We start from the raw sequence: 22,780 nt of genomic DNA on the forward strand, positions 1-22,780 counted from the left end.
GTTCGATCGGCGCCCACCTTAAGGCAGCCTTAAGGTGGGGAGTGCGGGAACGTGGCTTTGTTCGGAGAACGCGATGCGCCTGTTGGTGGTCGAGGACGACGAGGTGCTGGCTGACGGCCTGAAGGTCGGGCTCCAGATGTGCGGCTTCACCGTGGACATGGTGATGACGGTGTCGGATGCGCTGGCTGCTGTCGCGACAGATCACTTCGATGCCGTGGTGCTCGATCTCATGCTGCCGGATGGTTCGGGACTGGACGTGCTGGCCGCGATGCGAGGCGGGAGGAGCCAGACGCCGGTGCTTCTGTTGACGGCGAAGGATGGGGTGCCAGACCGGATAACGGGTCTCGATGCGGGCGCGGACGATTATCTCGGAAAACCTTTCGATCTCGATGAGGTTGCCGCTCGCTTGCGGGCCATCATCCGTCGTGGCCAGGGCAGGGCTGAAAGCCAGATGTCCTGGCAAGGAGTTACGCTGGATCCAGCTCGCATGATCGCGCGGCGCGACGGGGAGCCGATCCAGCTTTCCCGGCGGGAATTCGCGGTCCTCCAGGCGCTGATGAGAAACCCCGGTGTGATCCATTCGAAGTCATCGTTGGAGCAGATGCTCTATGGCTGGCAGGAAGACGTGGAAAGCAACACAGTGGAAGTTCACGTGCATAAACTGCGATCGAAGCTCGGCGCTGCCTTGATCGAAACAGTGCGCGGTGTCGGATACCGACTGAGAACGGGTGTATGACCTCCATCCGGCGAAGGCTCGTCACCATTCTTCTCGCAACCACGAGTGCCGTATGGCTCTTCGCGGTCGCCTGGATTTACGCCAGCACGCAGGAAAAGGTCGGGCGGGTGCTCGATGCACGTCTTGCCGAGGCCGCCAGAATGGTCAGCTCTCTGATCGACAACCGTCATGTCGATGTTGCCGCGGCCGTGGATGCGGCGATGCAGATCGATCCTGGCTCCTTCTTCGCCTCTCCAAGAGACTACGATCGTCAGCTCTCATGTCAGATCTGGTCTCTCCAGGGCGACCTCATCGGCCGTTCCGAAAGCGCGCCGGTGATTTCTCTGGCTGATCACAGCGATGGCTTCGCCCAAACCGATATCGGTGGCGAGCGGTGGCGCGTCTATGCCGTGGTCAACGCTGAACTGGGCGTGCGCGTGCTTGTGGGTGACAGCCTGGAGATCCGTGAGCGTCTGATAGGCGATGTGGTGAAGGGGCTTCTGTTTCCAACCATATTCATCTTGCCGCTGCTCGCGATCCTTATCTGGCTCAGCGTCGGTCACGGTCTGGAGCCGCTAAACCGGATCGCCGCCAGCCTGACGGGGCGTGCCGCCACTGATCTTCATCCTGTCGATCATGGTGTGGCGCCGCGCGAGGTGCAGCCCATCGTCACCTCTCTCAACAGCCTGTTCGATCGTGTGCGGGAAGCCCGGGAACGGGAGCGCAATTTTACGGTATTCGCCGCACATGAGATGAAGACGCCCCTTGCCGGACTGAAGACGCAGGCGCAGATCGCCATCCGCAGCAACGACAGCGAGGTCCAGCGCAAGGCGCTGTCGCATATCGTCACCAGTGTGGACAGGACGAGCCGCATGGCGCGGCAGCTGATCGACATGGCCGCCGTCGACGCCGCGGAGCCGGGCCGGGTGCTGGAGGACGTCGATGTCCAGGCCCTCATCAGCGATGTGGCCGTTGAACTGGAGGGGCCGCTGGAACTGGCGAAAGCTCGTTTCGTTCTCACAGCCGCGCCGGGGAACGGCGCACAGACGATCACTGCCGACCGGCTGTTGCTTCGGCTCGTGCTCAGAAACATCCTTGAGAATGCCATTCAGCACACGCCAGAGCATGGCGAGGTGATGTGTGAGCTTTCCTTCGGCGAGGGTGTGGTCACCATTGCGGTCCATGATCAGGGCCCGGGCATCGATCCGGCCGATCAGGAGCGCGTGAAAGAGCGGTTTGTCCGCACCTCATCCGCAAATCTGCGCGGCAGCGGCCTTGGCCTTTCGATCGTGCAGATGGGGCTCGATCGTCTTGGCGGAAGCCTGAGCTTCTCCAACGCGGATTCCGGTTTCACCGTCGCCGTTCATCTGCCGTCGAAGGCGGAAGTGTAATCGCTTCGTGGCGGCTTATACGCTCGACAGCGTCTTCAATCTTGCACGGGGGTGGATCTCAGCCTGGCTCATCACCGTGGTCTGGCTGCGGAAGCGTTCAACGATCGAGCGCACGAAGGGCCTGATCGAGGCAGAGGTGAGCAGGACCGGCACCTCGCCGATACGTGCGGCCTCCTCGAAGCGGGCGCGCACCAGGCCGATGAACTCGTGCAGTTTGGATGGCGCCATGGCGAGTTGGCGGTCGTCGCCGTTGCCGACGATGCTTTCCGCGAAAGCCTGCTCCCATTGCGGCGAGAGCACGACCAGCGGCAGATGGCCGTCGGGGCTCTGGTGCTGCGCGCAGATCTGGCGGGCGAGGCGGGCGCGGACATGCTCGGCCAGGGTCTGGGGGTTCCGGCTGAACCCCAATGCTTCGGCAATGCCTTCCAGGACGGTGCCGAGATCGCGGATGGAGACCCGCTCGGCCAGAAGAAGCTGAAGGACCCGCTGAATGCCGGTGACCGAGATCTGGCTCGGCACCAGGTCCTCCACCAATTTGGCCTGCTCCTGGGGAAGTTCCTTCAGGAGCTTCGACACCTCGGCATAGGTCAGGAGATCGGCCACATTGGCCTTGAGGATCTCGGTGAGATGCGTGGAGAGCACGGTCGGCGCATCGACCACCGTGTAGCCGCGCAGGTTCGCTTCCTCGCGCAGCGCGCTGTCGATCCAGGTGGCCGGCAGGCCGAAGGTGGGTTCCGTGGTGTGGGTGCCGGGCAGGCTGATCTGCTGCCCCTGCGGGTCCATGACCATATATTGGTTCGGGAACACCTGTCCGGAGCCGGAATCGACCTCCTTCACCTTGACGATGTAGTTGTTGGGTCCGAGCTGCACATTGTCGACGATGCGCACCGAGGGGATGACGAGGCCCATGTCCATGGCAAACTGGCGGCGCAGCGCCTTGATCTGCTCGGTGAGCTTGTCGGCGCCTTCGGGGCCGTTCACCAGCGGCAGAAGTCCGTAACCGAGCTCGATCTTGAGATCGTCCATCTTCAGGCTGTCGCTGATCGGCTCCTCGCGCGGCGCGGCAGCGACAGCTGCCTCTTCCACCTGTTTGGTCCTGATCACTTCGGCGGCAACGTTGCGGCGGCCCTTTTCCACGCGCCAGGCGAGATAGCCCGCGCCTCCCGCAAGGCCGAGGAAGGGGATCATCGGGATGCCCGGCAGCACGGCCATCACGGTCATCACGGCGGCGGACATTCCGAGGGCCTTCGGGTATCCGGAGAGCTGGTCCACCAACGCCTTGTCGGCGGCGCCGGACACGCCCGCCTTGGAGACGAGAAGGCCGGCGGCGGTGGAGACGATGAGAGCCGGGATCTGGCTGACGAGGCCATCGCCAACCGTCAGCAGGGTGTAGGTCTGGCCGGCTTCGCCGAAGCCCATGCCCTGCTGGCCGACGCCGATGATCATGCCGCCGATGATGTTCATGGCGGTGATGAGAAGCCCCGCGATGGCATCGCCGCGCACGAATTTCGATGCACCGTCCATGGCGCCGAAGAAGGAGCTTTCGTCCTCCAGATCCTTGCGGCGCTTCTTGGCGGTTTCTTCGTCGATGAGGCCGGCGGAGAGATCGGCGTCCACGGCCATCTGCTTGCCGGGCATGGCATCGAGGGTGAAGCGGGCGGCGACTTCCGCGATGCGGCCGGAGCCCTTGGTGATGACGACGAAATTTACGATGACGAGAATCGTGAAGACGATGATGCCGATCACGAAGTTGCCGCTCATCACGAAGGAGCCGAAAGCTTCGATCACGTGACCGGCGGCGTCCGTGCCCTCATGGCCGTGGCCGAGGATCAGGCGCGTCGAGGCAAGGTTCAGCGCCAGCCGCAGCATGGTGGCGATGAGGAGCACCGTGGGAAAGGCCGAGAATTCCAGTGGCGAATGGATGAACAGCGCCGTCATCAGAATCAGCACGGAGAAGATGATCGAGATGGCGAGGAACAGATCCAGGACCATCGGCGACAGCGGCACGATCAGGATCGACAGGATCACCATCACGCCGACCGCCAGCGCGAGGTCGGGGCGGTTGAAGATCGCGCTCAGACCTTTGAGTCCGGGCATCTGCAAGCCGGAGGCTCGGGTGGTATCGCCGCTGATGTCTGTCATGCGAGAGGAGCCGAGGTTCGGATGGAAGTGGTCGTGCCGGTGCGCCGGAGTGATGGAGGGAAGCGGGCTGATGTCCATGCGCTTCTCCTCCGCCGGATCTTAGCCGAGTCGCGGATGAAAGCGGCCGACAGCGCGCCGGAAGGCCCGGGTGATCTGTCTCATCCGGCGATTCCTCCACGGCTTTCCGCACCCGGAGGCGGCACGGCGTGCCCCTCGACGGTGTATTGGTTCAGCTTGTTGCGCAGGGTGCGGATGGAAATGCCGAGAATGTTGGCGGCATGGGTCCGGTTGCCGAGGCAATGGCTGAGTGTGTCGAGGATCAGGGCGCGTTCGACATCGGCCACGGTGCGGCCGACCAGCGTGCGGGTTGCCGCCTCAGCCGTTGCGGCGGCCTGCGACGCGGGGTTCTGCGGTCCGGCCTCGATGCGTTCGCCATCCGGCGACATCAGGTCATCGGGTTCGATTTCGGAACCGGTGGAGAGCAGCACGGCGCGGTGGATGGTGTTTTCCAATTCGCGGACGTTGCCGCTCCAGCGGTTGCGCTGCAGGTCGCGCCGCGCTTCGGCGGACAGGGTCCTGAGGGGAATGCCATTGGCTTCCGAATACTTCCGGACGAAGTAGCCTGCGAGCTCCAGGACGTCGGCGGGCCGCTCGCGCAGCGGCGGCAGCTTCAGGTTGACCACGTTGAGGCGGTAGAGCAGATCCTCGCGGAAGGTGCCCTTGCGCACTTCCTCGGAGAGGTTGCGGTTGGAGGTGGCCAGAATCCTAAGGTCCACGGGCACAGGGCGGCTGCCGCCGACGCGGTCGATGACGCGTTCCTGGAGCGCGCGGAGGAGCTTGGCTTGCAAGCGCACGTCCATTTCGGAGATTTCGTCGAGCAGCAGCGTGCCGCCTGAGGCTTCCTCGAATTTGCCGACGCGGCGCGACACGGCGCCGGTGAAGGCGCCTTTCTCGTGACCAAATAGCTCTGATTCCAGAAGCTGATCGGGAATGGCGGCGCAGTTGACCGAAATGAAGGGCTTGTCGGCGCGGTGAGACTTCTGATGCAGGAAGCGGGCGATCACTTCCTTGCCCGTGCCGCTCTCGCCGGTGATGAGAACACTCGCGTCCGAGGGTGCGATCTGCGCCGCGAGCTTGACCACCCGTGCCATGACATCGTCGCGGTAGATGAAGTCGCCCGCATCCTCTGTCACAGCGGCCAGTACGGCGGCGATCAGTTCGGGATCCGGCGGAAGCGGGATGTACTCCTTGGCTCCCGCCTGAATGGCCGCCACCGCGGCCCGCGCGTCGTTATCGATGCCGCAGGCGGCGATAGGCACATGAATGCGCTCGATCTCCAGCGTCCGCACGAGATCACGGATGTCGAGGGCAACGTCCACCATGAGGAGGTCGGCGCCCCGGCCGGAGCGCAGGTGCTTCAGTGCCTGTTCCGTGGTCTCGGCGTGGACGACCTTCGCTCCCCGATCGAGAGCGATCTTCGTTGCGAGCGTAAGTTGGCCGCTGAGGGCGCCGACGATCATCAAACGCATGGGGGCAGGCTCCTGTTACCGAAACGGACGTTCATCATTTCCCGCCTTTGATGATTTCAGTCATGGTGACGCCGAGCTTGTCTTCCACCAGCACCACCTCGCCGCGCGCGACGAGGCGGTCGTTGACGTAGATGTCGATGGCTTCGCCGACCTTGCGGTCGAGCTCCAGCACCAGACCTGGCCGCATCTGCATGAGCTGGCCGACGTCGATCTTGGTGCGCCCGAGAATCGCCGATACCCGCACAGGAACGTCGAGGACGGTTTCCAGATCCTGGGCCATCTTCGGGTCGTCACCGGTGGGTTCCAGGCCGGCCTGCGGCTTGGGCTGTCGCATCTGGGTGGGGCTGCCCTGCTTCAGATCGGGCAGAGGGACGCCACTGTCGTTGGTGTTGCTCATGACGGGTCTTCCGCGGCAGGGGTGGTGCGAAGGTAATGGGCGACGGCATTGGCGATGGCCGTATCAAGGGCGGCGCCGTCGCGGATGATGCCGCCGTCCGCCCATTCGAAGCGGGCGTCGCCGGGCTGGATTTCCGGCTCGCCCAGCACGATGAGGCGCCCGGCGAAGCCTTTTTCGGCAGCGATGGTGGTCAGGCGGCTCTCCACCTCTTCCACCATATCAGGAGCGATGCGGACGACGACGTGAGGCGCGGTCCGCGTTTCCTGGAAACATTCGACCGCGGCCGCCTCGATGTCCGCCAGAGGGAAGCGGAGGACGGCGGCGCCACCGAGTTTTCGGGCAAGCGTCACGGCAAGTTCGATCGCTTCGCGCTCGTATTGTTGTTGCCGCGCATCCATCTCGCTCAGGATCTGTGCCACCTCGTTGCAGAGGCGCTCGGAGGTATCGGCGATTCGGGCGGTCTGGCTTTGCAATGTGGTGTCCCGTCCCGCCGCGAGGCCACGCGCGAAACCCGTCTCCTCGGCATCCGCGAGAAGACGTTTGTGCTGTTCCAGGTCGATGGTGGGTTTCACTTGGGGAGCGGGCTCTTCCGCCGCCTTGAAATCCCGACCGAAGTGAAAAGGAACCGGGCGCGCCATCAGTACACCAACTCGTCGTCGCCGCCACTCTTCTTGGAGATCATCAGCTCTCCCTTGGCGGCGAGGTCCTTGGCCGTGGCCACCATCTGGCTCTGCGCTTCATCGACATCGCGCAGGCGCACGGGGCCGAGTGCCGACATGTCGTCGACCAGTATGGCGCCGGCGCGCTGCGACATATGCTTGAGGAAAAATTCGCGCATGGTCTGGCTGGCGCCCTTCAGTGCCACCGTGAGCTGTTCGCGGTTCACCGCCCGCAGCAGGGTCTGGACGCTGGCCGCATCCATCCGCATCAGATCCTCGAAGGTGAACATCAGCGACTTGATGCGCTCGGCGCTTTCGCGGTTGTCCTCCTCCAGCGCGGTGATGAAGCGGGTCTCGGTCTGGCGGTCGAAGGCGTTGAAGATCTCGGCGATGAGTTCATGTGCGTCGCGCCGGCTGGTCTGCGACAGATTGGACATGAATTCGGAACGCAGGGTTTGCTCAACCCGGTCGAGCACATCCTTCTGCACCGATTCCATACCGAGCATGCGCCCGATGACATCAAGCGCGAAATCTTCAGGGAGAATCGCCAGCACTTTGGCGGCGTGCTCCGACTTGATCTTCGACAGCACCACCGCCACCGTCTGCGGATATTCGTTCTTCAGGTAGTTGGCGAGAACCTGCTCCTGCACGTTGGAGAGCTTCTCCCACATATTGCGGCCGGCCGGACCACGGATAGTTTCCATGATCTCATTGACCCGGTCCTTGGGGAGGAACTGGGTCAGCAGGCGCTCGGTGGAATCAAGCGTGCCCATCACGGCGCCGGAGGCGGACATCATGGAAACGAAATCCACCAGAAGGTTTTCGACGGTCTCCGCCTCCACGGTGCCAAGGGTCGCCATGGCATGGGAGATGTCGCGAATCTCGTCATCATCCAGATGGCGCCAGATCTCCGAGCCGAACTGTTCGCCCAGGCTCAGCATCAGGAGTGCCGCCCGTTTCGCTCCGTTCAGCTTCGGCGGAGTTCCTGCAGGATTCGCGAGGGGCTGTGCTGCTAATGCCATGTCTTAATCACGCGGGTTCACTGAGCCATTGCCGGATGATGGCAACAGTCTCTTGGGGGTTCTCTTCGGCAAGCTTGCCGACCTGTTCGAGCGTCTGGGCACGGACCTTGCCGTTGACCTGGGCCATCTCGACCATGCGCGATGCATTGGAGGGAGGCGCCGAAAGGGCGCCCTCGTCAGCTGCGGCTGTGGGAGCCTCACCCGCACCCGCCATAGGAAGGGGCGAGGGAAGGTACGATTGGCCCTCCGGCTTCGGCAGTTCCGTGGGAGCAAACATGCGACGCATCAGCGGGCGGACCACCGCGAAGATGACGATCAGGCAGACCAGCAGGAGCACCAGCGTCTCGGCGGCACGGATGATGTTGTCAGTGGTGAGCCCGAACGGCCATTGGCTCTGCGGCTCAATCGTAAGATCATTGCTGGGCCCCTCCGCGAAGCGCAGATTGACCACCTCGAGCTGGTCGCCGCGCTGCTGGTCGTAGCCCATGGCCGAACGCACCAGGGAAGCGATGCGATCAAGCTCCTCCTGCGTTCGGGGTGTATAGGTCACGGCGCCTTCGGGCCCGGTGCCATAGATGCCGTCCACAAGCACCGCGACCGAGATCCGCTTTACGCTGCCGGGTTCCTGCACCTGGGTGCGGGTGGTGCGGGAAATCTCGTAGTTGGTGACTTCCTCGGTCTTGGTGGAATTTTCCTGATTGGCCGGCTGGTTGGGGCCGGTCGCATCGGCATTGGGCAGTTCGTTGGCGACCGTGACGCCTTCGTTCTGCTCCAGGCTCTGGTTGGTTTCCTCGCGCGTCTGGGTGGAACGAGCGACGCGGCTTTCCGGATCGAAGTTGTCGGAGGTCTGGGTGACGCGGGAAAGGTCCAGCTCGGCACGGACCTCGGCGCGCCCCCGTCCGGGTCCAACGACGCTTTCAAGGATGCCTTCGATCTGCCGTTTCAGCCGCGTTTCCACCGCGACTACGCGCTCGTCGGTGGAGCCGTTCATCAAGGGATCGGTCTGCCCATCGCCGGAAGCGAGTAGGCGGCCGCTTTCGTCGACGATGGAGATACGCTCTGTCTTCAGGCCTGGCACGGCCGAGGCGACGAGGTGACGAACCGCCCGGATCTGTTCGGCGCCAAGTTCACCCTGAACGCGCAGCACGATGGAGGCCGAAGGCTCCGGCGCATCGCGGCGGAACAACGGACGGTCGGGCATGACAAGGTGAACCCGTGCGGCCGATACCCGGTTGAGTGAAGAGATCGAGCGCGCGAGCTCGCCTTCCATGGCGCGCAGTTTGTTGACGTTCTGCAGGAAGCTTGTCGCCGACAGGCTGTCGCCCTTGTCGAAGATCTCATAGCCGACGTTGCCCCCGGCGGGCAGGCCGCTTTCGGCGAGGCGCATGCGGGCGCGGGCGATGTCCTCGCGCGGCACCATGATGGTAGCGCCGTCCAGGCGGGTCTCGTAGACAATTCCCTGGGCATCGAGCTCACGGGTGACCGCGGCGCTGTCCTTGATGGTGAGGTCCGTGAACAGCGGTGCCATGGTCGGTGTCGTCAACCTGAGGGTGACGAAGGCGAAGAAGCCGACCAGCGCGAGAGTGACCACGGCCATGGCCATGAGACGGGCCGTGCCGAGAGTCCGGAAGAAGTTAACAAATCCGCCCACGATCCCGCCTACCGAAAACCTGAAGCCGCGCTTCAACTCACCCGGCAAGAATTGCCTGCCATGCGGTAAACGAGTGGTTAATATGGGCGAAAAAGGACTAAATTCTCTTAAGGCCTGTCCCGGGATGGGAAGGTGCCCGGCAGATTTTTCCGGATTTGTTAACTGGCCATTTACCATAAGCTGCGAGCTTTCACTCCAAGCGGTGTCGCTTTGGGGTTGGATCAGCAGTCTCAAGCCGTGCGTCGCTGAACGCTTTGCCAGGCGGCGGGTCGGTCTCATCCCGCCGCTTGGGTCAAGGCTTAAACGCAAAACGCCGGCCCATGGGCCGGCGTTTTGAAGGGATGTTCACTCTGAGGCGACGAGCGCGTCAGGCGAGGCGGTACTGCTGGATTCGCGTCGTGCGGAGCCCGGCCAGACCATGGCTTTCAATGGACGCCTGCCACGACAGGAATTCTTCGACCGTCAACGTGTAACGCTCGCATGCTTCTTCGAGGCTCAAAAGGCCGCCTCTTACAGCTGCCACAACCTCAGCCTTGCGCCGGATGACCCAGCGCTTGGTCTGCGGGGGAGGCAGATCCGAGATCGTCAGCGGACTTCCGTCCGGACCGATCACATATTTCACCATCAGACGTGACGTCTTGGTCATGGGTACTCTCACACTTCGACTGACCAAACCGAAGAGAACCCTAGATCCGACGGCTTAAGATTTACCTAAGCTGTTTTGGTGATTTGCATCTATCTCCGAATCTCCCTATAGGCGCGCGGTTTTTCGCGGCGAGGCGGAGCGGTACCTTCATGCCGGTGCCGGGGCAGTTTTTGCCGACCGAGGTTCAGGCAGAGATTCTGTCTCTTGGCTTAAGGCCCTGAAATAGTTAGGTAAAAAATCACGCCGAAAGTTGGCTTGGCTCTTGCTTTGGTAAGGCTCGGAAAGGTACCCGAGCATGCCATCTATGCCCTTTGATTTCGCCATGCCTGCGTCTCCCGGCGTCAACGCGATGTCGTCTGGTGCCACGCAGAAGGCAGGAACATCGTCCAAGGCCGACAGCACCAGCTCATCCTCCGGCGCCTTTGCCGGCATGCTGAATGAGGAGGTGGCCGATGCCGCCGCCGCCCCTGCGGGCAAGGATGCGGCTGATGTGACCGCGAGCGATCAGGTAGCCCAGGTGGCTCCCGCCGTTCCGGTCGCGCCTGTGGTGCCGAACGTTCCGCCTGTTGCCGCCGAGCCTCTCAATGGGGCTGTGCGTTCCAACGGCCTGTCCGCGGAAGCCGCCGCGGCGGCTGGCGCTGGCTTTATCAAGAAGGCGCCTCCCCAGGGTGAGATTCCGGTGGTGGTGGAGGCCGGCACCAACACCAACACCAACACCAACACCAGCGCCGATCCGGAAGTTGCGGGTGAATCCACATCGCCGGCCGGTCTCGGTGGTGCAGGCGCGGGCGCCGGTACGGGCGCAAATGCCGGCACAGGCACGGCTACCGGGCCAGGCAAAGGCCTTGCCGACGTCGTGCGCACCGAAGCCTCGGGCGTGGCGCAGCATATGACCCCGGGATCGGCGGTGCCGGTGACCGATCAGGCCGCCCCGTCCGAACAGGCCCAGGGCTCTCAGGACGGGCAGGCGGCCGCATCATCGGAGACTGCCGCAGATGTAACGGTCGAGCCGGTGCGTCAACCGACCGAAGCCGAACTCGCCACCGAGCTTAAAACCGTGGTGAAAGCTCCGGTGGAGAGCGGGACGGCTGAGCCGGACCTGCCAGCCGAGCCGGCAAAGCCGACGCCGCCCACGCAGCCGACCCAGCCCGTGCCCCCCGCATCGGCTGCCGATGCTGAGGCGGGAGGGGAGGCGGCGCCTGCGCCGACCACAACCACAACCACAACCACAACCACCACGCCGGTACGAACCAATGGCGATCCGGCTGCGGCCGCAGCTGCTGCCAATGAAGAAACCGCGGGTCAGGTGTCCAACACGACTCAGGTGACGGCAGCTGCCGCGACGGCGGCCACCCTGACCATCCGGGGCGCCGGCGCGCAGGGCGAGGATATCGCTGTTTCGCCGGTCGTACGGCAGGACGCAGTGGCTTCGACCGCCATGAAGCCCTTCACGGCGCCTCAAACGCCGCAGGATGCGGCGGAGGCTGCCATCGCAGAGGGCGAGGGGCAGGGTGAGGGTGCCGCCAATGGGCGTGACCGCGCGCAAGGCACCGAAGGCAGGGTTGAGCGGCCACGTGCCGACATCGACGCCCTTGCCCGCCGTCAGCCGGCCGAGGCACGTGCCGGCAACCCAACCTCTCAGCATATCCAACTGCCGGAGAGCCTCAATGCGGCTCCGACGGCGACCGCTGGCGTGACGCAAGGACAGCAGGTGGCAACACCGCAGTTCGCCGGTGGAAACATGCCGATGGCCGCGACACTGGCAGTGGCCTCTGAAATGGTGGCGCAACACCGGGCGGGAGCCAGTCGTTTCGAAATCCGGCTTGATCCGCCGGAACTTGGCCGCATCGATGTGCGGCTTGATGTCGATAAGTCCGGGAATGTGCGCTCGCATCTGATCGTGGAGCGTTCCGAGACTCTGGACCTGCTGCGCGCCGACCAGCGCAACCTGGAAAGAACGCTGGAACAAGCAGGTTTCAAGTCCGATCCCAATGGAATCTCAATGAGCCTGCGCGATGATCGCGGCGGGTCCCAGCAGAATGCGCGGTCCTTCCAGCAGGACATCGCCCAGGTAACGGTAAGCCCGGTGCAGGACGAGATCGCGCCGATCGCCGCGCCCGCGCCACGGCCGGGCGTCTCGGATACGTCCAACCTCGATATTCGCGTGTAGCGTTAGGAGTAGGGTGTCATGGCTGATGTTTCAGGCGCCGTTCCCGGCACAAGGTCTTCCTCGACGTCCACCACGTCGAACGCCTCGGCGACCATCGCCAAGAACTTCGATCAGTTCCTTCTGCTGCTGACCACCCAGCTTCAGAACCAGAACCCGCTCGATCCGCTTGATACCAACCAGTTCACCCAGCAACTGGTGCAGTTCGCCTCGGTGGAACAGCAGATCCAGACCAACACGACCTTGAGCGCACTGCTCGCCATGTCCGAATCGAATAAGGTCTCCGATGCGGTCGGCTTCCTCGGAGCCAAGGTAGTGGCCGAGGGCTCCTCGACTTTGTTCGACGGTAAGACGGCCGAGTGGAACATCAGCACCGCCAGCAATGCCTCCCGCGTCCAGGTTGAGGTGCTCGATGTCAACGGCAACGTGGTCTACACCGATGAGATCAGCATGTCGGGCACATCGGCGAAATACACCTGGAACGGCGATCTCTCCACCAACGGGAAGGCTGGGCAGGGCATCTATCGGTTGTCGGTTCGGGCCTTCGATGAGAACAGCAAGGCGATCTCCGCCAGCACCGACATCATGGGAACGGTTGACGGCATCGACCTCACCGGTTCTGAGCCGGTGCTCAAGATCGGTGACCTCCTGGTTCCCATGAGCCTGGTGAAGACCGTCACCAAACAGACCGCAACGGCTCCGGCAGCCTGATCATACGCTCACGGAGGTGGGCGTTTTTGCCCTGGCGTTCGGCCGGGACTGGATCATTGTCGGTCGAAGGCATATCTTGCGCGCCATCGCGGCCATTGGCTGCCACACTTTGCTTTGACGTTATGGATATTGATCTTGACCTTCCCGGCCCGCGCGCTTCGTCCCGCGTTGTGGTTGCCATGTCCGGCGGTGTGGATTCCTCCGTCGTCGCGGCGCTGCTCGCGCGGGCAGGCTATGACGTGGTCGGCATCACCCTCCAGCTCTACGATCACGGCGCCGCCATCCACCGCAAGGGCGCCTGCTGCGCCGGCCAGGATATCAACGATGCGCGCCTGGTGGCCGAACAGATCGGCATTCCCCATTACGTCCTCGATTATGAGTCCCGATTCCGTACGGCGGTGATCGATCGCTTCGCCGCCAGCTACGCGGAGGGCGAGACGCCGATCCCCTGCATCGACTGCAACCAGCGCATCAAGTTCACCGAGCTTCTGACGACAGCGCGGGACCTCGGCGCGGCGGTGCTTGCCACCGGCCATTATGTGGCGAGCCGCGCCGTGCCCGGCGGGCGCGGCCTTTTCCGCGCCGCCGATTCCTCGCGTGACCAAAGCTATTTCCTCTACGGCACCACTCCGGAGCAGCTTTCGCTGCTGCGCTTTCCGCTGGGCGATCTGCCGAAGACGGCGACACGTGAGTTGGCGGAGGAGTTTGGCCTTGGGGTCGCGGCAAAGCCTGACAGCCAGGACATCTGCTTCGTGCCGCATGGCCGCTACACCGACATCGTCGCCAAACTGCGGCCCGATGCGGCGCAGGAGGGTGACATCGTCCATGTGGATGGCCGCGTTCTCGGCCGCCACAACGGCATCATGCATTTCACCATCGGCCAGCGCAAAGGGCTGGGGATCGCCTCGGGCGAGCCGCTCTATGTCGTGAGGATGGATGCGGTCAGGCGGCGGGTGATCGTCGGCGCGCGCGAGCATCTCGCGGCGGCAAGCCTGACGCTGCGCGAGATGAACTGGATCGGCGACGGCGCGCTGTCGGATCTGCCCGACGATGGGATGCCGGTCGCCGTGAGGGTGCGCTCCACCCGCTCGCCCGTGGAGGCCCAGCTCTTCTTCCGTGACGGCATTGCTTCGGTTGAGATCATGGGCGGTGAAGAAGGCGTCTCTCCGGGGCAGGCCTGCGTGATTTACGAGAACAATTTGGACCGCGCGCGCGTTCTTGGTGGTGGCATCATCGATTCAACTGAAACGATGTCTGCCGCGCAGACCCGCTCCCTTCTGCCGGAAGCCAATGTTGCATGACTGACGCCGCTCTCAAGGACAAAGCCGCTGTGCGCCGCAATCTCGACGACGGTGCCATTCGCAAAGCCTACAAGCGCTGGGCACCCGTCTATGACCTCGTCTTCGGCGCGGTCTTCGACAAGGGGCGCCAGAAGGCGCTGGAGATCATCAACAGCCGCACCGGCACGCTGCTAGAGGTGGGTGTCGGCACCGGCATCGCGCTTCCCGCCTACGGCCAGCAGGTCACGGTCACAGGCATAGACCTGTCCCATGACATGCTCATGAAAGCCCAGGAGCGGGTGACGGGGCAGAGGCTTTCCAACGTGACGGGCGTTGCCGTGATGGATGCGACGCAGACCGGCTTTGCCGATGCCAGCTTCGACATGGCGGTCGCCATGTACCTCATCACCGTGGTGCCCGATCCGGAAGGCGTGCTTCAGGAGATGGCGCGGCTTGTGAAGCCCGGCGGCGATGTGATCCTCGTCAATCATTTCGTGGCGGAGGAGGGGGTGCGCGCCAAGATCGAAAAGGGCATCGCGCCTTTCTCGCATTCGCTGGGCTGGCATCCTGATTTTCCCATGGAACGTGTGCTGGGCTGCCCCGACCTTGAGCTCATCGATCGGGTGCCGATCGGCGCTCTTGGCATCTACACGCTGCTGCATTTCCGGCGGAAGGCGGCAGCACCGCCTGTGCCGAACGACGGAGCGGGCGCTTCCTTCGCTTGACACTGCGATGCCGCCTTCCTTATATCGCGCCCGTGACGGTCGCGACTGCGCCGTGGCGGAGTAGCTCAGCTGGTTAGAGCAGCGGAATCATAATCCGCGTGTCGGGGGTTCGAGTCCCTCCTCCGCTACCAATCTTCCCTTTGAAATAAATGGTTTGTTCGGAAGTCCTCATGTTGAGCATGAGATCTGGCGACGCGTGTTCCGCGCCGCCTTTTCAGGTCAGTGCAGCTGATTGAGCAGGCTGAAGACCTGATCGTAATCGCCGCGCGCTTCGGCGAAGCGCAGGAATTTCACGCGTTCCACCAGTATCTCCTCGGCATTTGGCTGGGTCTCGATCAGCGCCATGACCTCGGCGATGTAGTCGGCGAGGGGCATGGAGTTCGGGTTGGTGTCGTGGCCGGGCTGTAGCGGGGTCGCGACGGCCGGCGGTGCGAGTTCGACGACCTCGACGTTGGTGTCCTTCAACTGATGGCGCAGCGACTGGCTCCAGGAATGGATCGCGGCCTTGGTGGCGTTGTAGGTCGGCGTGCGCGTCAGCGGCACGAAGGCGAGGCCGGAGGACACGGTCATGACCGTGGCCTTTGGCTGGCGGCGCAGATGCGGCAAGAGGGCCGCCGTCAGACGGATCGGCCCGAGCAGGTTGGTGGTGATGATGGCCTCGGCATCGGACAGATCGAGGGGATCTGCCAAAAGATCCTCGTCGCGCATGATGCCGGCATTGTTGATGACGACGTTGAGGGAAGGGTGCTCGGCGATCACCTTCGCGGCGAAGGTCTTGATCGCCTCGGCGTCGTCCACATCGAGCACGTCGGCGGACATGCCGCGATGGGCGGCGGTGATCGCCTCCAGCGCCTCGCGGCGGCGGCCCGCGATGATCACCTTGTTGCCGGCCTTGTGAAAGGCTTCGGCGAGGCCCTGGCCGATGCCGGAGTTGCCGCCGGTGATGAGGATGGTGTTGCCGGAGATGTTCATGAGGGCTGTTCCCTTTTGCTGCGGATCGATGCTTGTGGGAACTGATATACCGTGTCACTCTCTTATCGAAAGTAGGCACCAGAAATAATGGTACTTACCAAAAGGAGAGTAATTGATGTCCTTGCCTTCTGCCGTGGCATCGCCCGCCGCGCACGATGCCTATCCCGACGATCTCGATCCGCGCGTCGAGGCGCTGGTGAAGGATCTGATCGGCAAGGTCGCGGACAAATGGACCTTGATCATCCTGGAGGTTCTGACCGAACACGGCGAGCAGCGCTTCTCCCGGCTTGGCGATCTCGTCGGCGGCATCAGCCAGAAGATGCTGACGCAGACCCTGCGCCAGATGGAGCGCGACGGGCTGCTGATACGCACCATCCACCCCGTTATCCCGCCGCGCGTGGAGTACAGGCTGACGGAACTTGGTCTCAGTCTGAGCGAGGCCTTCTGCGGCGTCTGGATCTGGGCCGCAAAACACCTGGAAGAGGTGGATCGCGCGCGGCAGGCCTTCGACGAGCGGGCGAAGGGCTGACGGTTCAGGATCGGAAGCGGCGGCTCGCATCGAGGGCGAGGCCGAAGCCGACGCTGCCGAACATGTCGCCATCCACCACAGCCGCGCCGGGAAAGAACTCGAGCACCGCGCGGCGCACCAGCGGAATGCCGGTCGAGCCGCCGGTGAAGAAGACCGTGCCGATCCGGTCCGGCGCCACGCCAGCGGCCTCCACTGTCGCGGCGATGGTCGTGCGGATGCGGCCGACCGAGCGCGCGATGGCCGTGTCGAAGGTTTCGCGGGTCAGCGTGATTGGTGCCAGATCGCTCAGGAAGGGTAGGGCCAGCTTGATCTCCGATTCTTCGGAGAGCTTGATCTTGGCTTCCTCGACACGGCCCGCCAGTTCATGGCCGCGGCGTTGCTCAACCACGGCGATGATCCGGTCGACAAGACCGGGTTCGGCGGCCTCGTAGCGGATCTCCCGCAGCTCCGCCATCGCCTTGTTGTTGTAGAGCATGTTGATCATTTGCCAGGTGGCGAGATCGAAATAGGGGCCGGATGGCAGCTCGCGCTTGCCGTCCTTCGTTCGCGTGCCGTAACCGAAGTGCGGCATGACCTGAGCCATGCTCAGTTGCCGGTCGAAATCCGTGCCGCCGATGTGCACGCCGGTGTTGGCGAGAATGTCGTTCTTGCGTTCGGAGGCCTTTGCCCGTTCCGGAGACACCCGAACGATGGAAAAGTCCGAGGTGCCGCCGCCGATGTCCACCACCAGCGCCAGTTCCTCCCGCGTCACCCGCTGCTCATAGCTGAGGGCCGCGGCGATCGGCTCATACTGGAAGAGAATGTTCCTGAAGCCCTGGCTGAGTGCGGCTTTTTCAAGCTCGTCCTGGGCCTTGCGGTCGGCCGCCTCATCCTCGTCGACGAAATGCACGGGACGGCCGAGGACGACGTCGGCCACCTCACAGCCGCTTTCCTGCTCCAGCCGCTTCTTCAGGTGGCCGATGTAGATCGCGAGAATCTGCGAGAAGGTGAGGGTGCGCGCTTTCACGCGGGTTTTCTCGCCGATCAGCGATGTCCCGAGCACGCTTTTGAGCGCCCGCATCAGGCGTCCATCGACGCCATCGGTGTAATGCGCGACGGCGGAGCGGCCGAAATAGGAGCAATCATCATCGAAGTTGAAGAACAGGGCGCTCGGCATGACGCTGTGCCCGCCTTCGAGCGGAACGAGCCGCGTGCTTCCCTGTGCCGTCAGGCCGACGGTCGAGTTAGATGTGCCGAAATCGATGCCGGCAGAGATGTGGCTCATTGGGGAAGGCGCCTGTCTGGAATGCGTGGGACGGCGTCGATAGGCCATCAATCCGGACGAAACAAGCGCGGGAGGCAATCCCCACCCTCTTGTCCGCTACTCCGCCGCCTGCCGGAACACCCGCAGCGGACTGATAGGAGAAGCGTGGCTCTTCAGGCCAAGCAACCGGTTTGCCATCACGCAGCAGGCGAGCGTTTGAATGATGTTCGCTCCGGCCATCACCGCAGCCAGACCGACGATGCCCCACTCAGCCATGGCCATGCTCGCAAGGACAATGGCCAGGCCGCCGATCGTCAACGACAGGCACATGAAGGTCTTCTGGTGGCCCAGCAGCAGGAGGAGATAGCCGCTGGAGCCGCCGAGCGTGTGGACGAGCTGGCCGAATCCAAGGATCACGCCGACGAGGAGCGCCGGCTCATAGGACGCGTCCCAGACGGGCTGTGGCCCGATCACAGCGAAGATCGCCAGACCTCCAAAGCCGAGCACGGCGCAGAGGCTGGCCGTCGTGGCCGAGGAGACCAGGAGCCATTGCAGGCGTCGCCGGCGGCCCTTGGCCCAGAGCGAAACGATTTGCGGCATGATGGCGGCATTAACGATGGCCAGCGGCAATGTGAGCAGGGCCGACAGGCGCAGTCCGAGGCCATAATGACCGGCGTCGACAGCGCCTCCGATGATCCCGGCGATGGTCTGGTCGGCCAGAGAGATCACAAGTCCGCCGACGCTGGTTACGAAGGCGGGCCAGGTGCTGAGAGCAAGGTGGGCGATACCGACAGGATGCCTGCTCACCGGTGTGCGCAGCTCAGCCCGCCGCAGCAGGGCACCGACGCCGATCATCACCGCCACGACGAGGCCGGCGAGACCGGCGAACAGCAGCTGTGTGACGCTCGGGCGCAGGGCGAGGAGAAATGCCAGGAGAGTGATCGCTGCGACACCGCCGCTTTGGGCGTTCGGCAGCAGCGAAGCCAAGGTGATGTCGCGGTATGCGCGATGCATCTCGGTAAGCACGGCGCAAAGGGCGGCAAAGGGAATGATGGCGAGAATGGCCACCGGAACAAGCCCGTCGATGCCGAGTGATGCGAGAGCGCCGGCAGGCCAGGTGCGAACCAGCAGCAGGCCGATGAGGCATACGGCCGCCGAGGCGAGCAGGCATTGCAGCATGGCGGTTCGGCAAAGACTTCTGGCCTTGCCCGAATCATTCCGGGCGATCGCCTCGCCAATCAGCGCCGGCAAGGCGAGGGTCAGGCCGGATTGGGCGAGGACGGCACCGGCGGCGATGGCAACCTGCGACAGGAAATAGGTGCCGAGTTCTGCCGGCGAGATCAGCAGGGGGAGAAGCAGGGCGATCGCCGTGCCGAGCGACAGCTGCAGCATTCGGCCGCTCAGGGCGATGGTGCTGGTTCGCAGCAATGCCATGCGTGCCTCGCCCCGGCCTTAGCGCGCGAGGGGAACTGTTGGAGATATCCGGCCTGCCGGTGTTCTCATGACGCGGGCGAAGAGGCTCACGGCAAAGACCGCGAGAAGAAGTTCGATGACGAAGAAGAACAGGGTGCGCGGGAAGTTCAGCTGCACCAGGAGATAGGCCATCGCAACGCCGGCCACCGCCGCGATTGCCGGATTAGCGGTCAGCCGGCCAGCCAGGCCTTCGATCAACGTTCCGGCCATGACGGCTGCGGCCATGAAGAGGAAGCAAAGGACCGCGCTGCCGCTGAAGGCCGCGACGGCGACCGGACCGGGGATGGTCATGAAGACGAATTTGTCCAGCCGTGCGTAAGGAGAGCCGGACATCTTCTGATAGATGGCATCGACCCCGACGGCGGGCTGTTCCAGTGCAGCGCGGCGCAACAGCGGCATGCCCAATTCGTCGTCTGCAACGGTGGCCAGAACACCGTCGAGGCCGACCCAACGCATCACAAAGAGGCGGCTGATCTCATGAGGGATCGTGCGGAGGCTCGATGCGACGGCCATCTCGCGTTTTTTCTCCGCGTCGATGGGAGCGGCGTCCCTAGAAGGCGCAGCGTTTCCAGGCGCGGTGGTCTGCCCTGCCGTCTCGGCAGGTACGGTCGCGATCGCCTCGGCGAAGGAAATCGCGCGATCGACAGAGACGAGCAGAAGGGTGCCTATGAAGAGCGGGGCCACGATGACGGCGAGTTTCAGCAGGCCCGTGATGGAGATACGCCACCCCCGCCACCGCATTCCGCACCCCAGGGCGAACAGCCCCGCCAGCACGTGCAGGATCATCTGCACCCGGCTGCCCATGGAAAGGGTTGCAAGCGCCCCTTCAGCCGCAGCGATGTAGACGAGGGCCGACGGCGGCAACCGCCCTCGTTCAATGAGCCACCACGTAAGACCGAGGAGCCACAGCAGGATTCCCCAGCTGACCGCGAAGGCGACCGGAACGTAGAGAAACGGATGCAGAGAGAGCTTCGGCACGAAGCCGATGCGCAGGATCGCATAGCCGTAATTGAAAGCAAAAACGGCCAGGGCAAGCACGGATGAAATGACCAGGATCGCAACACCGAAGCGCACCAGGAGGTCGGCCGAACCGCCACCTGCCGGCTGAGGCCGGGGCTCAAGCCGCGGCATGCAGACAAGAGCCGCCACCACGCCCGCCAGGCCGGCGGAAGCGATCGTGAGCGCCTGATCCCAGGCCGCGGGTGTGCCCGCGAAGTTTCCGATGGGCTCGATGAATGCGGCGCCAACGGCGAAGTGGGCGACGAACTTGGCCCAGAAGCCGAGCGCGAGGAACAGTGCGGTCAGCACCCTGAACGGCGAATGGAGGTTCAGGGTGGCGAGAGGCAATAGCCCACCGGAGATCAGACAGAACAGGACCGCCTGCCAGGTGCCGCCCGGATAGGACAGGATGGCCGGAACGGATCCGACGACGACTGCCGTTGCCGCGCTCGCTGCGAGAAGACGGCGCAGGAGTGCGGGCTGTGACGCCACGGTGGAGAAAATCTTGTTCAACGGCGGGTTCGCTTCAGGTTGGCGGCGGCGGAGTCCGCGATGAAACCGAGGGTTTTTCGGGTGGGCAGCACGCGCGGATCGGCGAGGAACGCACGGAGGAAACGGCTCGTGGCGCATCGCGGGCGGAGCGAGCGGCCGTGCATGACCCCGGACAGAAGCAGCGCGTTGGCTTTCGCCTCGCGGTGATAGCGGCGGATGCGGTCCGGCAGATCCGTCCGGCCGAAGTATTGGTCCACCACGCGTAGCGGCTCATCCGCACGGTCCGGCGTCGCTGGACGATAGGTGGTCGCGCCTGCGTGGATGCGATAGTCCGCGAGAACATGGGGCACCCGGACGAAAGGGCCAAGCAGAGCCATCCGCAGGAAGAAGTCGAGGTCGGGGATCTGTCGCAAGCCCGGATCCCAGGGACCTGCCCTTTCATAGGCGTCGCGGCGGAACAGGGCGCCGGGGCCCGGCAGACAATGCAACTGCCCGATGAGCCGCCGTTCGTCATAATCCGGCGTGATGACCTGGTCGGTGGCGCGTGAGGTTTCATCAATGAGGCCGAAGTCGGGATAGCCGAGAACCGCCTGCGGCGCGTCCGTCAGCGCTTTCGCGATCGTCGTGATGGCCCCGGGGCGCAACAGATCGTCGGCACTCAGATATCCCAGCAGAATGCCGGAAGCCTGGGCCCAGCCTGTCGCCAGCGCCACGCTCTGCCCGGCATTCTGCTGCTGCAGCAGTGTGACACGGGGCAGGAACGGGCGAACCAGTTCGATCGTGTCGTCTGTGGAGCCATCGTCGACGACGATAAGTTCGAGTGCCGGATAGTCCTGGGACAGAACACTCTCGATGGCGTCTTGGATGAACGCACGGCCGTTGAAGACGGGAATGATGACGGAGACGGGCGGTCCAGTCATCGCGGCACAGGTCCGAGCGTTGAAAGGTGTTGGTCGAGGAGCCCCGCAACTTTCGGCCAGGCATAGTGTGCGCCGACGTGATCGCGCAGCCGCTGCCCCCTGGCGCCGAGCGTCTCGCGTTCGGCCAGAAGCTCTTCCAGCCCTTCGCTCAGGTCGGTGACAGTTGCCGGTACAACGGTGCCGCCCCCCACCGCCGCGACCTCGTCAAAACCGCATTGATCGGTCAGAAGGACCGGCAGTCCCGCTGCGCCGGCTTCCAGCGCGATAAGCGACATGGCTTCGGCGCGCGAAGGTATGCACACGAGCAGCGCGCGTTCGAGGAGCCTGTTTCGAGTCTCTTCGTCGACAAAGCCGACCAGTGAGGCACGCTCTTCAAGACCTAGCTCTGCGATGCGGGCCGAGAGCTGAGCGGCGAGCCCGAAGTCGGGGCCGGCCAGGATGAGTTCGACATCCGGGTAGCGATCGGCGATGAGTGCGAAGGCTTCGAGCAGCAGATCAGGTCCTTTGATGGGAGCAAGCCGCCCGATGAAGACCAGCGCCGTTCTGGTCGCGAAGGTTGCCGGTCGCGCGGGGGCAGGCGAGATCGTCACGCCGTTGGGAATGACGGCGATCGGCGGGGCGAAATGACCGAAACGGGCTCCGATCTGATCACGCTCCAGAGGCGTGATGGCGATGATGGAGCGCGCGTTCCTGATCATGCCGATGCCAAAAAGCCGGTGAAAACAGACGTTCGCCGGTCGGGGACATTCGAGCGCGGTGAACTCACCAGCCGCCGACAAGGCATAGGGCCGGCCTGAAGCCCGCGCCACCCAGGCACTCGCAACCGACAGGAGATTCCAGTACCCAAGAATGTGCACGCGGTCTGCCCACTTCACCAGCCGGTAGAGAGCGGCGAGATTAACGAGCGGTATGTGGAATTTCCATCGGATATAACCCGTGATGTGCACGGGGATAGCCGCGGCACGCAGCGCCTGGGCATGGGCGCCATCCTCCATCGCCACGACAGTGCATTGTCTGCCGAGAGCGGTGAGATGCAGGGCAAGTTGCCGCGTGCGTTCCGCCGTACCGCCGCCGCGCTGCCCGTGCAGCGAAATGGTGACGAGAAGGATCCTCACAG

20 protein-coding genes and 1 tRNA gene are annotated in these 22,780 nt (G+C 63.9%); 8 read left to right on the forward strand and 13 right to left on the reverse strand.

Annotation, left to right across the window (positions count from 1 at the left end; all coding sequences use genetic code 11):
- Positions 1-73 precede the first annotated feature (73 nt).
- Positions 74-736 carry a response regulator gene (locus tag IEV58_RS08145; protein WP_188409258.1) on the forward strand — a complete coding sequence of 221 codons (663 nt, stop codon included), beginning with the start codon at positions 74-76 and terminating at the stop codon, positions 734-736.
- Positions 733-2,106: an ATP-binding protein gene (locus IEV58_RS08150; RefSeq protein WP_188409259.1), complete on the forward strand. Its 1,374-nt coding sequence runs from the start codon at positions 733-735 to the stop codon at positions 2,104-2,106. The genes IEV58_RS08145 and IEV58_RS08150 overlap by 4 nt, the downstream gene beginning before the upstream one ends.
- 15 nt (positions 2,107-2,121) lie before the next feature.
- On the opposite strand, the gene flhA is transcribed toward IEV58_RS08150, so the two are convergent.
- From flhA to sciP, 7 genes are all read right to left on the reverse strand, one after another.
- Complete coding sequence (flhA, locus tag IEV58_RS08155) at positions 2,122-4,326, reverse strand: flagellar biosynthesis protein FlhA (RefSeq protein ID WP_229729282.1); 2,205 nt, start codon at positions 4,324-4,326, stop codon at positions 2,122-2,124.
- 80 nt (positions 4,327-4,406) lie between these two features.
- The gene (gene flbD / locus IEV58_RS08160) at positions 4,407-5,777 is read right to left on the reverse strand and encodes a sigma-54-dependent transcriptional regulator FlbD (RefSeq protein WP_188409260.1); all 1,371 of its coding nucleotides are present in this window, start codon (positions 5,775-5,777) and stop codon (positions 4,407-4,409) included.
- Positions 5,778-5,811: 34 nt separating this feature from the next.
- On the reverse strand, positions 5,812-6,174 hold the full coding sequence (gene fliN, locus IEV58_RS08165) for a flagellar motor switch protein FliN (protein WP_188409261.1): 363 nt from the start codon (positions 6,172-6,174) through the stop codon (positions 5,812-5,814).
- A complete protein-coding gene (locus IEV58_RS08170) occupies positions 6,171-6,812 on the reverse strand; it encodes a FliH/SctL family protein (RefSeq protein ID WP_188409262.1) in 642 nt (213 codons plus the stop codon). The genes fliN and IEV58_RS08170 overlap by 4 nt, the downstream gene beginning before the upstream one ends.
- Positions 6,812-7,855, reverse strand: a complete 1,044-nt coding sequence (gene fliG / locus IEV58_RS08175) for a flagellar motor switch protein FliG (RefSeq protein ID WP_188409263.1) — start codon at positions 7,853-7,855, stop codon at positions 6,812-6,814. The genes IEV58_RS08170 and fliG overlap by 1 nt, the downstream gene beginning before the upstream one ends.
- A 7-nt stretch (positions 7,856-7,862) precedes the next feature.
- The gene (gene fliF / locus IEV58_RS08180) at positions 7,863-9,506 is read right to left on the reverse strand and encodes a flagellar basal-body MS-ring/collar protein FliF (RefSeq protein ID WP_188409264.1); all 1,644 of its coding nucleotides are present in this window, start codon (positions 9,504-9,506) and stop codon (positions 7,863-7,865) included.
- 367 nt (positions 9,507-9,873) lie between these two features.
- Complete coding sequence (gene sciP, locus IEV58_RS08185) at positions 9,874-10,152, reverse strand: CtrA inhibitor SciP (protein WP_188409265.1); 279 nt, start codon at positions 10,150-10,152, stop codon at positions 9,874-9,876.
- Between the two features lie 295 nt (positions 10,153-10,447).
- Here sciP and IEV58_RS08190 point away from each other — a divergent pair, with 295 nt between their 5' ends.
- The 5 genes from IEV58_RS08190 (at position 10,448) to IEV58_RS08210 (ending at position 15,166) form a co-directional block, all read left to right on the forward strand.
- Positions 10,448-12,322, forward strand: coding sequence for a flagellar hook-length control protein FliK (locus IEV58_RS08190; RefSeq protein ID WP_188409266.1), 1,875 nt, complete (start codon positions 10,448-10,450; stop codon positions 12,320-12,322).
- 18 nt (positions 12,323-12,340) lie between these two features.
- A complete protein-coding gene (locus IEV58_RS08195) occupies positions 12,341-13,030 on the forward strand; it encodes a flagellar hook assembly protein FlgD (protein WP_188409267.1) in 690 nt (229 codons plus the stop codon).
- 122 nt (positions 13,031-13,152) lie between these two features.
- Positions 13,153-14,331 (forward strand): tRNA 2-thiouridine(34) synthase MnmA, encoded by a 1,179-nt coding sequence (gene mnmA / locus IEV58_RS08200; protein WP_188409268.1) that lies wholly within the window; start codon positions 13,153-13,155, stop codon positions 14,329-14,331.
- Positions 14,328-15,035 carry a class I SAM-dependent methyltransferase gene (locus tag IEV58_RS08205; protein WP_229729284.1) on the forward strand — a complete coding sequence of 236 codons (708 nt, stop codon included), beginning with the start codon at positions 14,328-14,330 and terminating at the stop codon, positions 15,033-15,035. Before mnmA ends, IEV58_RS08205 begins: the two co-directional genes overlap by 4 nt.
- 54 nt (positions 15,036-15,089) lie before the next feature.
- Positions 15,090-15,166, forward strand: a tRNA-Met gene (locus IEV58_RS08210).
- Positions 15,167-15,254: 88 nt separating this feature from the next.
- Here the strand turns inward: IEV58_RS08210 and IEV58_RS08215 are convergent.
- Positions 15,255-16,007, reverse strand: a complete 753-nt coding sequence (locus IEV58_RS08215) for an SDR family oxidoreductase (protein WP_188409269.1) — start codon at positions 16,005-16,007, stop codon at positions 15,255-15,257.
- A 115-nt stretch (positions 16,008-16,122) separates the two neighbouring features.
- Between IEV58_RS08215 and IEV58_RS08220 the strand changes: the two genes are divergently transcribed.
- Positions 16,123-16,536 carry a winged helix-turn-helix transcriptional regulator gene (locus IEV58_RS08220; RefSeq protein WP_188409270.1) on the forward strand — a complete coding sequence of 138 codons (414 nt, stop codon included), beginning with the start codon at positions 16,123-16,125 and terminating at the stop codon, positions 16,534-16,536.
- A 4-nt stretch (positions 16,537-16,540) separates the two neighbouring features.
- Here IEV58_RS08220 and IEV58_RS08225 read toward each other — a convergent pair whose 3' ends face one another.
- The 5 genes from IEV58_RS08225 to IEV58_RS08245 all read right to left on the reverse strand — a co-directional run bounded on the left by IEV58_RS08225 (position 16,541) and on the right by IEV58_RS08245 (position 22,778).
- Complete coding sequence (locus IEV58_RS08225; protein ID WP_188409271.1) at positions 16,541-17,800, reverse strand: Hsp70 family protein; 1,260 nt, start codon at positions 17,798-17,800, stop codon at positions 16,541-16,543.
- 96 nt (positions 17,801-17,896) lie between these two features.
- The gene (locus IEV58_RS08230; RefSeq protein ID WP_188409272.1) at positions 17,897-19,213 is read right to left on the reverse strand and encodes a lipopolysaccharide biosynthesis protein; all 1,317 of its coding nucleotides are present in this window, start codon (positions 19,211-19,213) and stop codon (positions 17,897-17,899) included.
- An 18-nt stretch (positions 19,214-19,231) separates the two neighbouring features.
- Positions 19,232-20,764, reverse strand: coding sequence for a hypothetical protein (locus IEV58_RS08235; RefSeq protein WP_188409273.1), 1,533 nt, complete (start codon positions 20,762-20,764; stop codon positions 19,232-19,234).
- Positions 20,761-21,663: a glycosyltransferase gene (locus IEV58_RS08240; protein ID WP_188409274.1), complete on the reverse strand. Its 903-nt coding sequence runs from the start codon at positions 21,661-21,663 to the stop codon at positions 20,761-20,763. The genes IEV58_RS08235 and IEV58_RS08240 overlap by 4 nt, the downstream gene beginning before the upstream one ends.
- Positions 21,660-22,778, reverse strand: coding sequence for a glycosyltransferase (locus tag IEV58_RS08245; RefSeq protein ID WP_188409275.1), 1,119 nt, complete (start codon positions 22,776-22,778; stop codon positions 21,660-21,662). Before IEV58_RS08245 ends, IEV58_RS08240 begins: the two co-directional genes overlap by 4 nt.
- Positions 22,779-22,780 lie beyond the last annotated feature (2 nt).

This window comes from Agaricicola taiwanensis, assembly GCF_014635245.1.
Taxonomy (GTDB): Bacteria; Pseudomonadota; Alphaproteobacteria; order Rhizobiales; family Methylopilaceae; genus Agaricicola; species Agaricicola taiwanensis.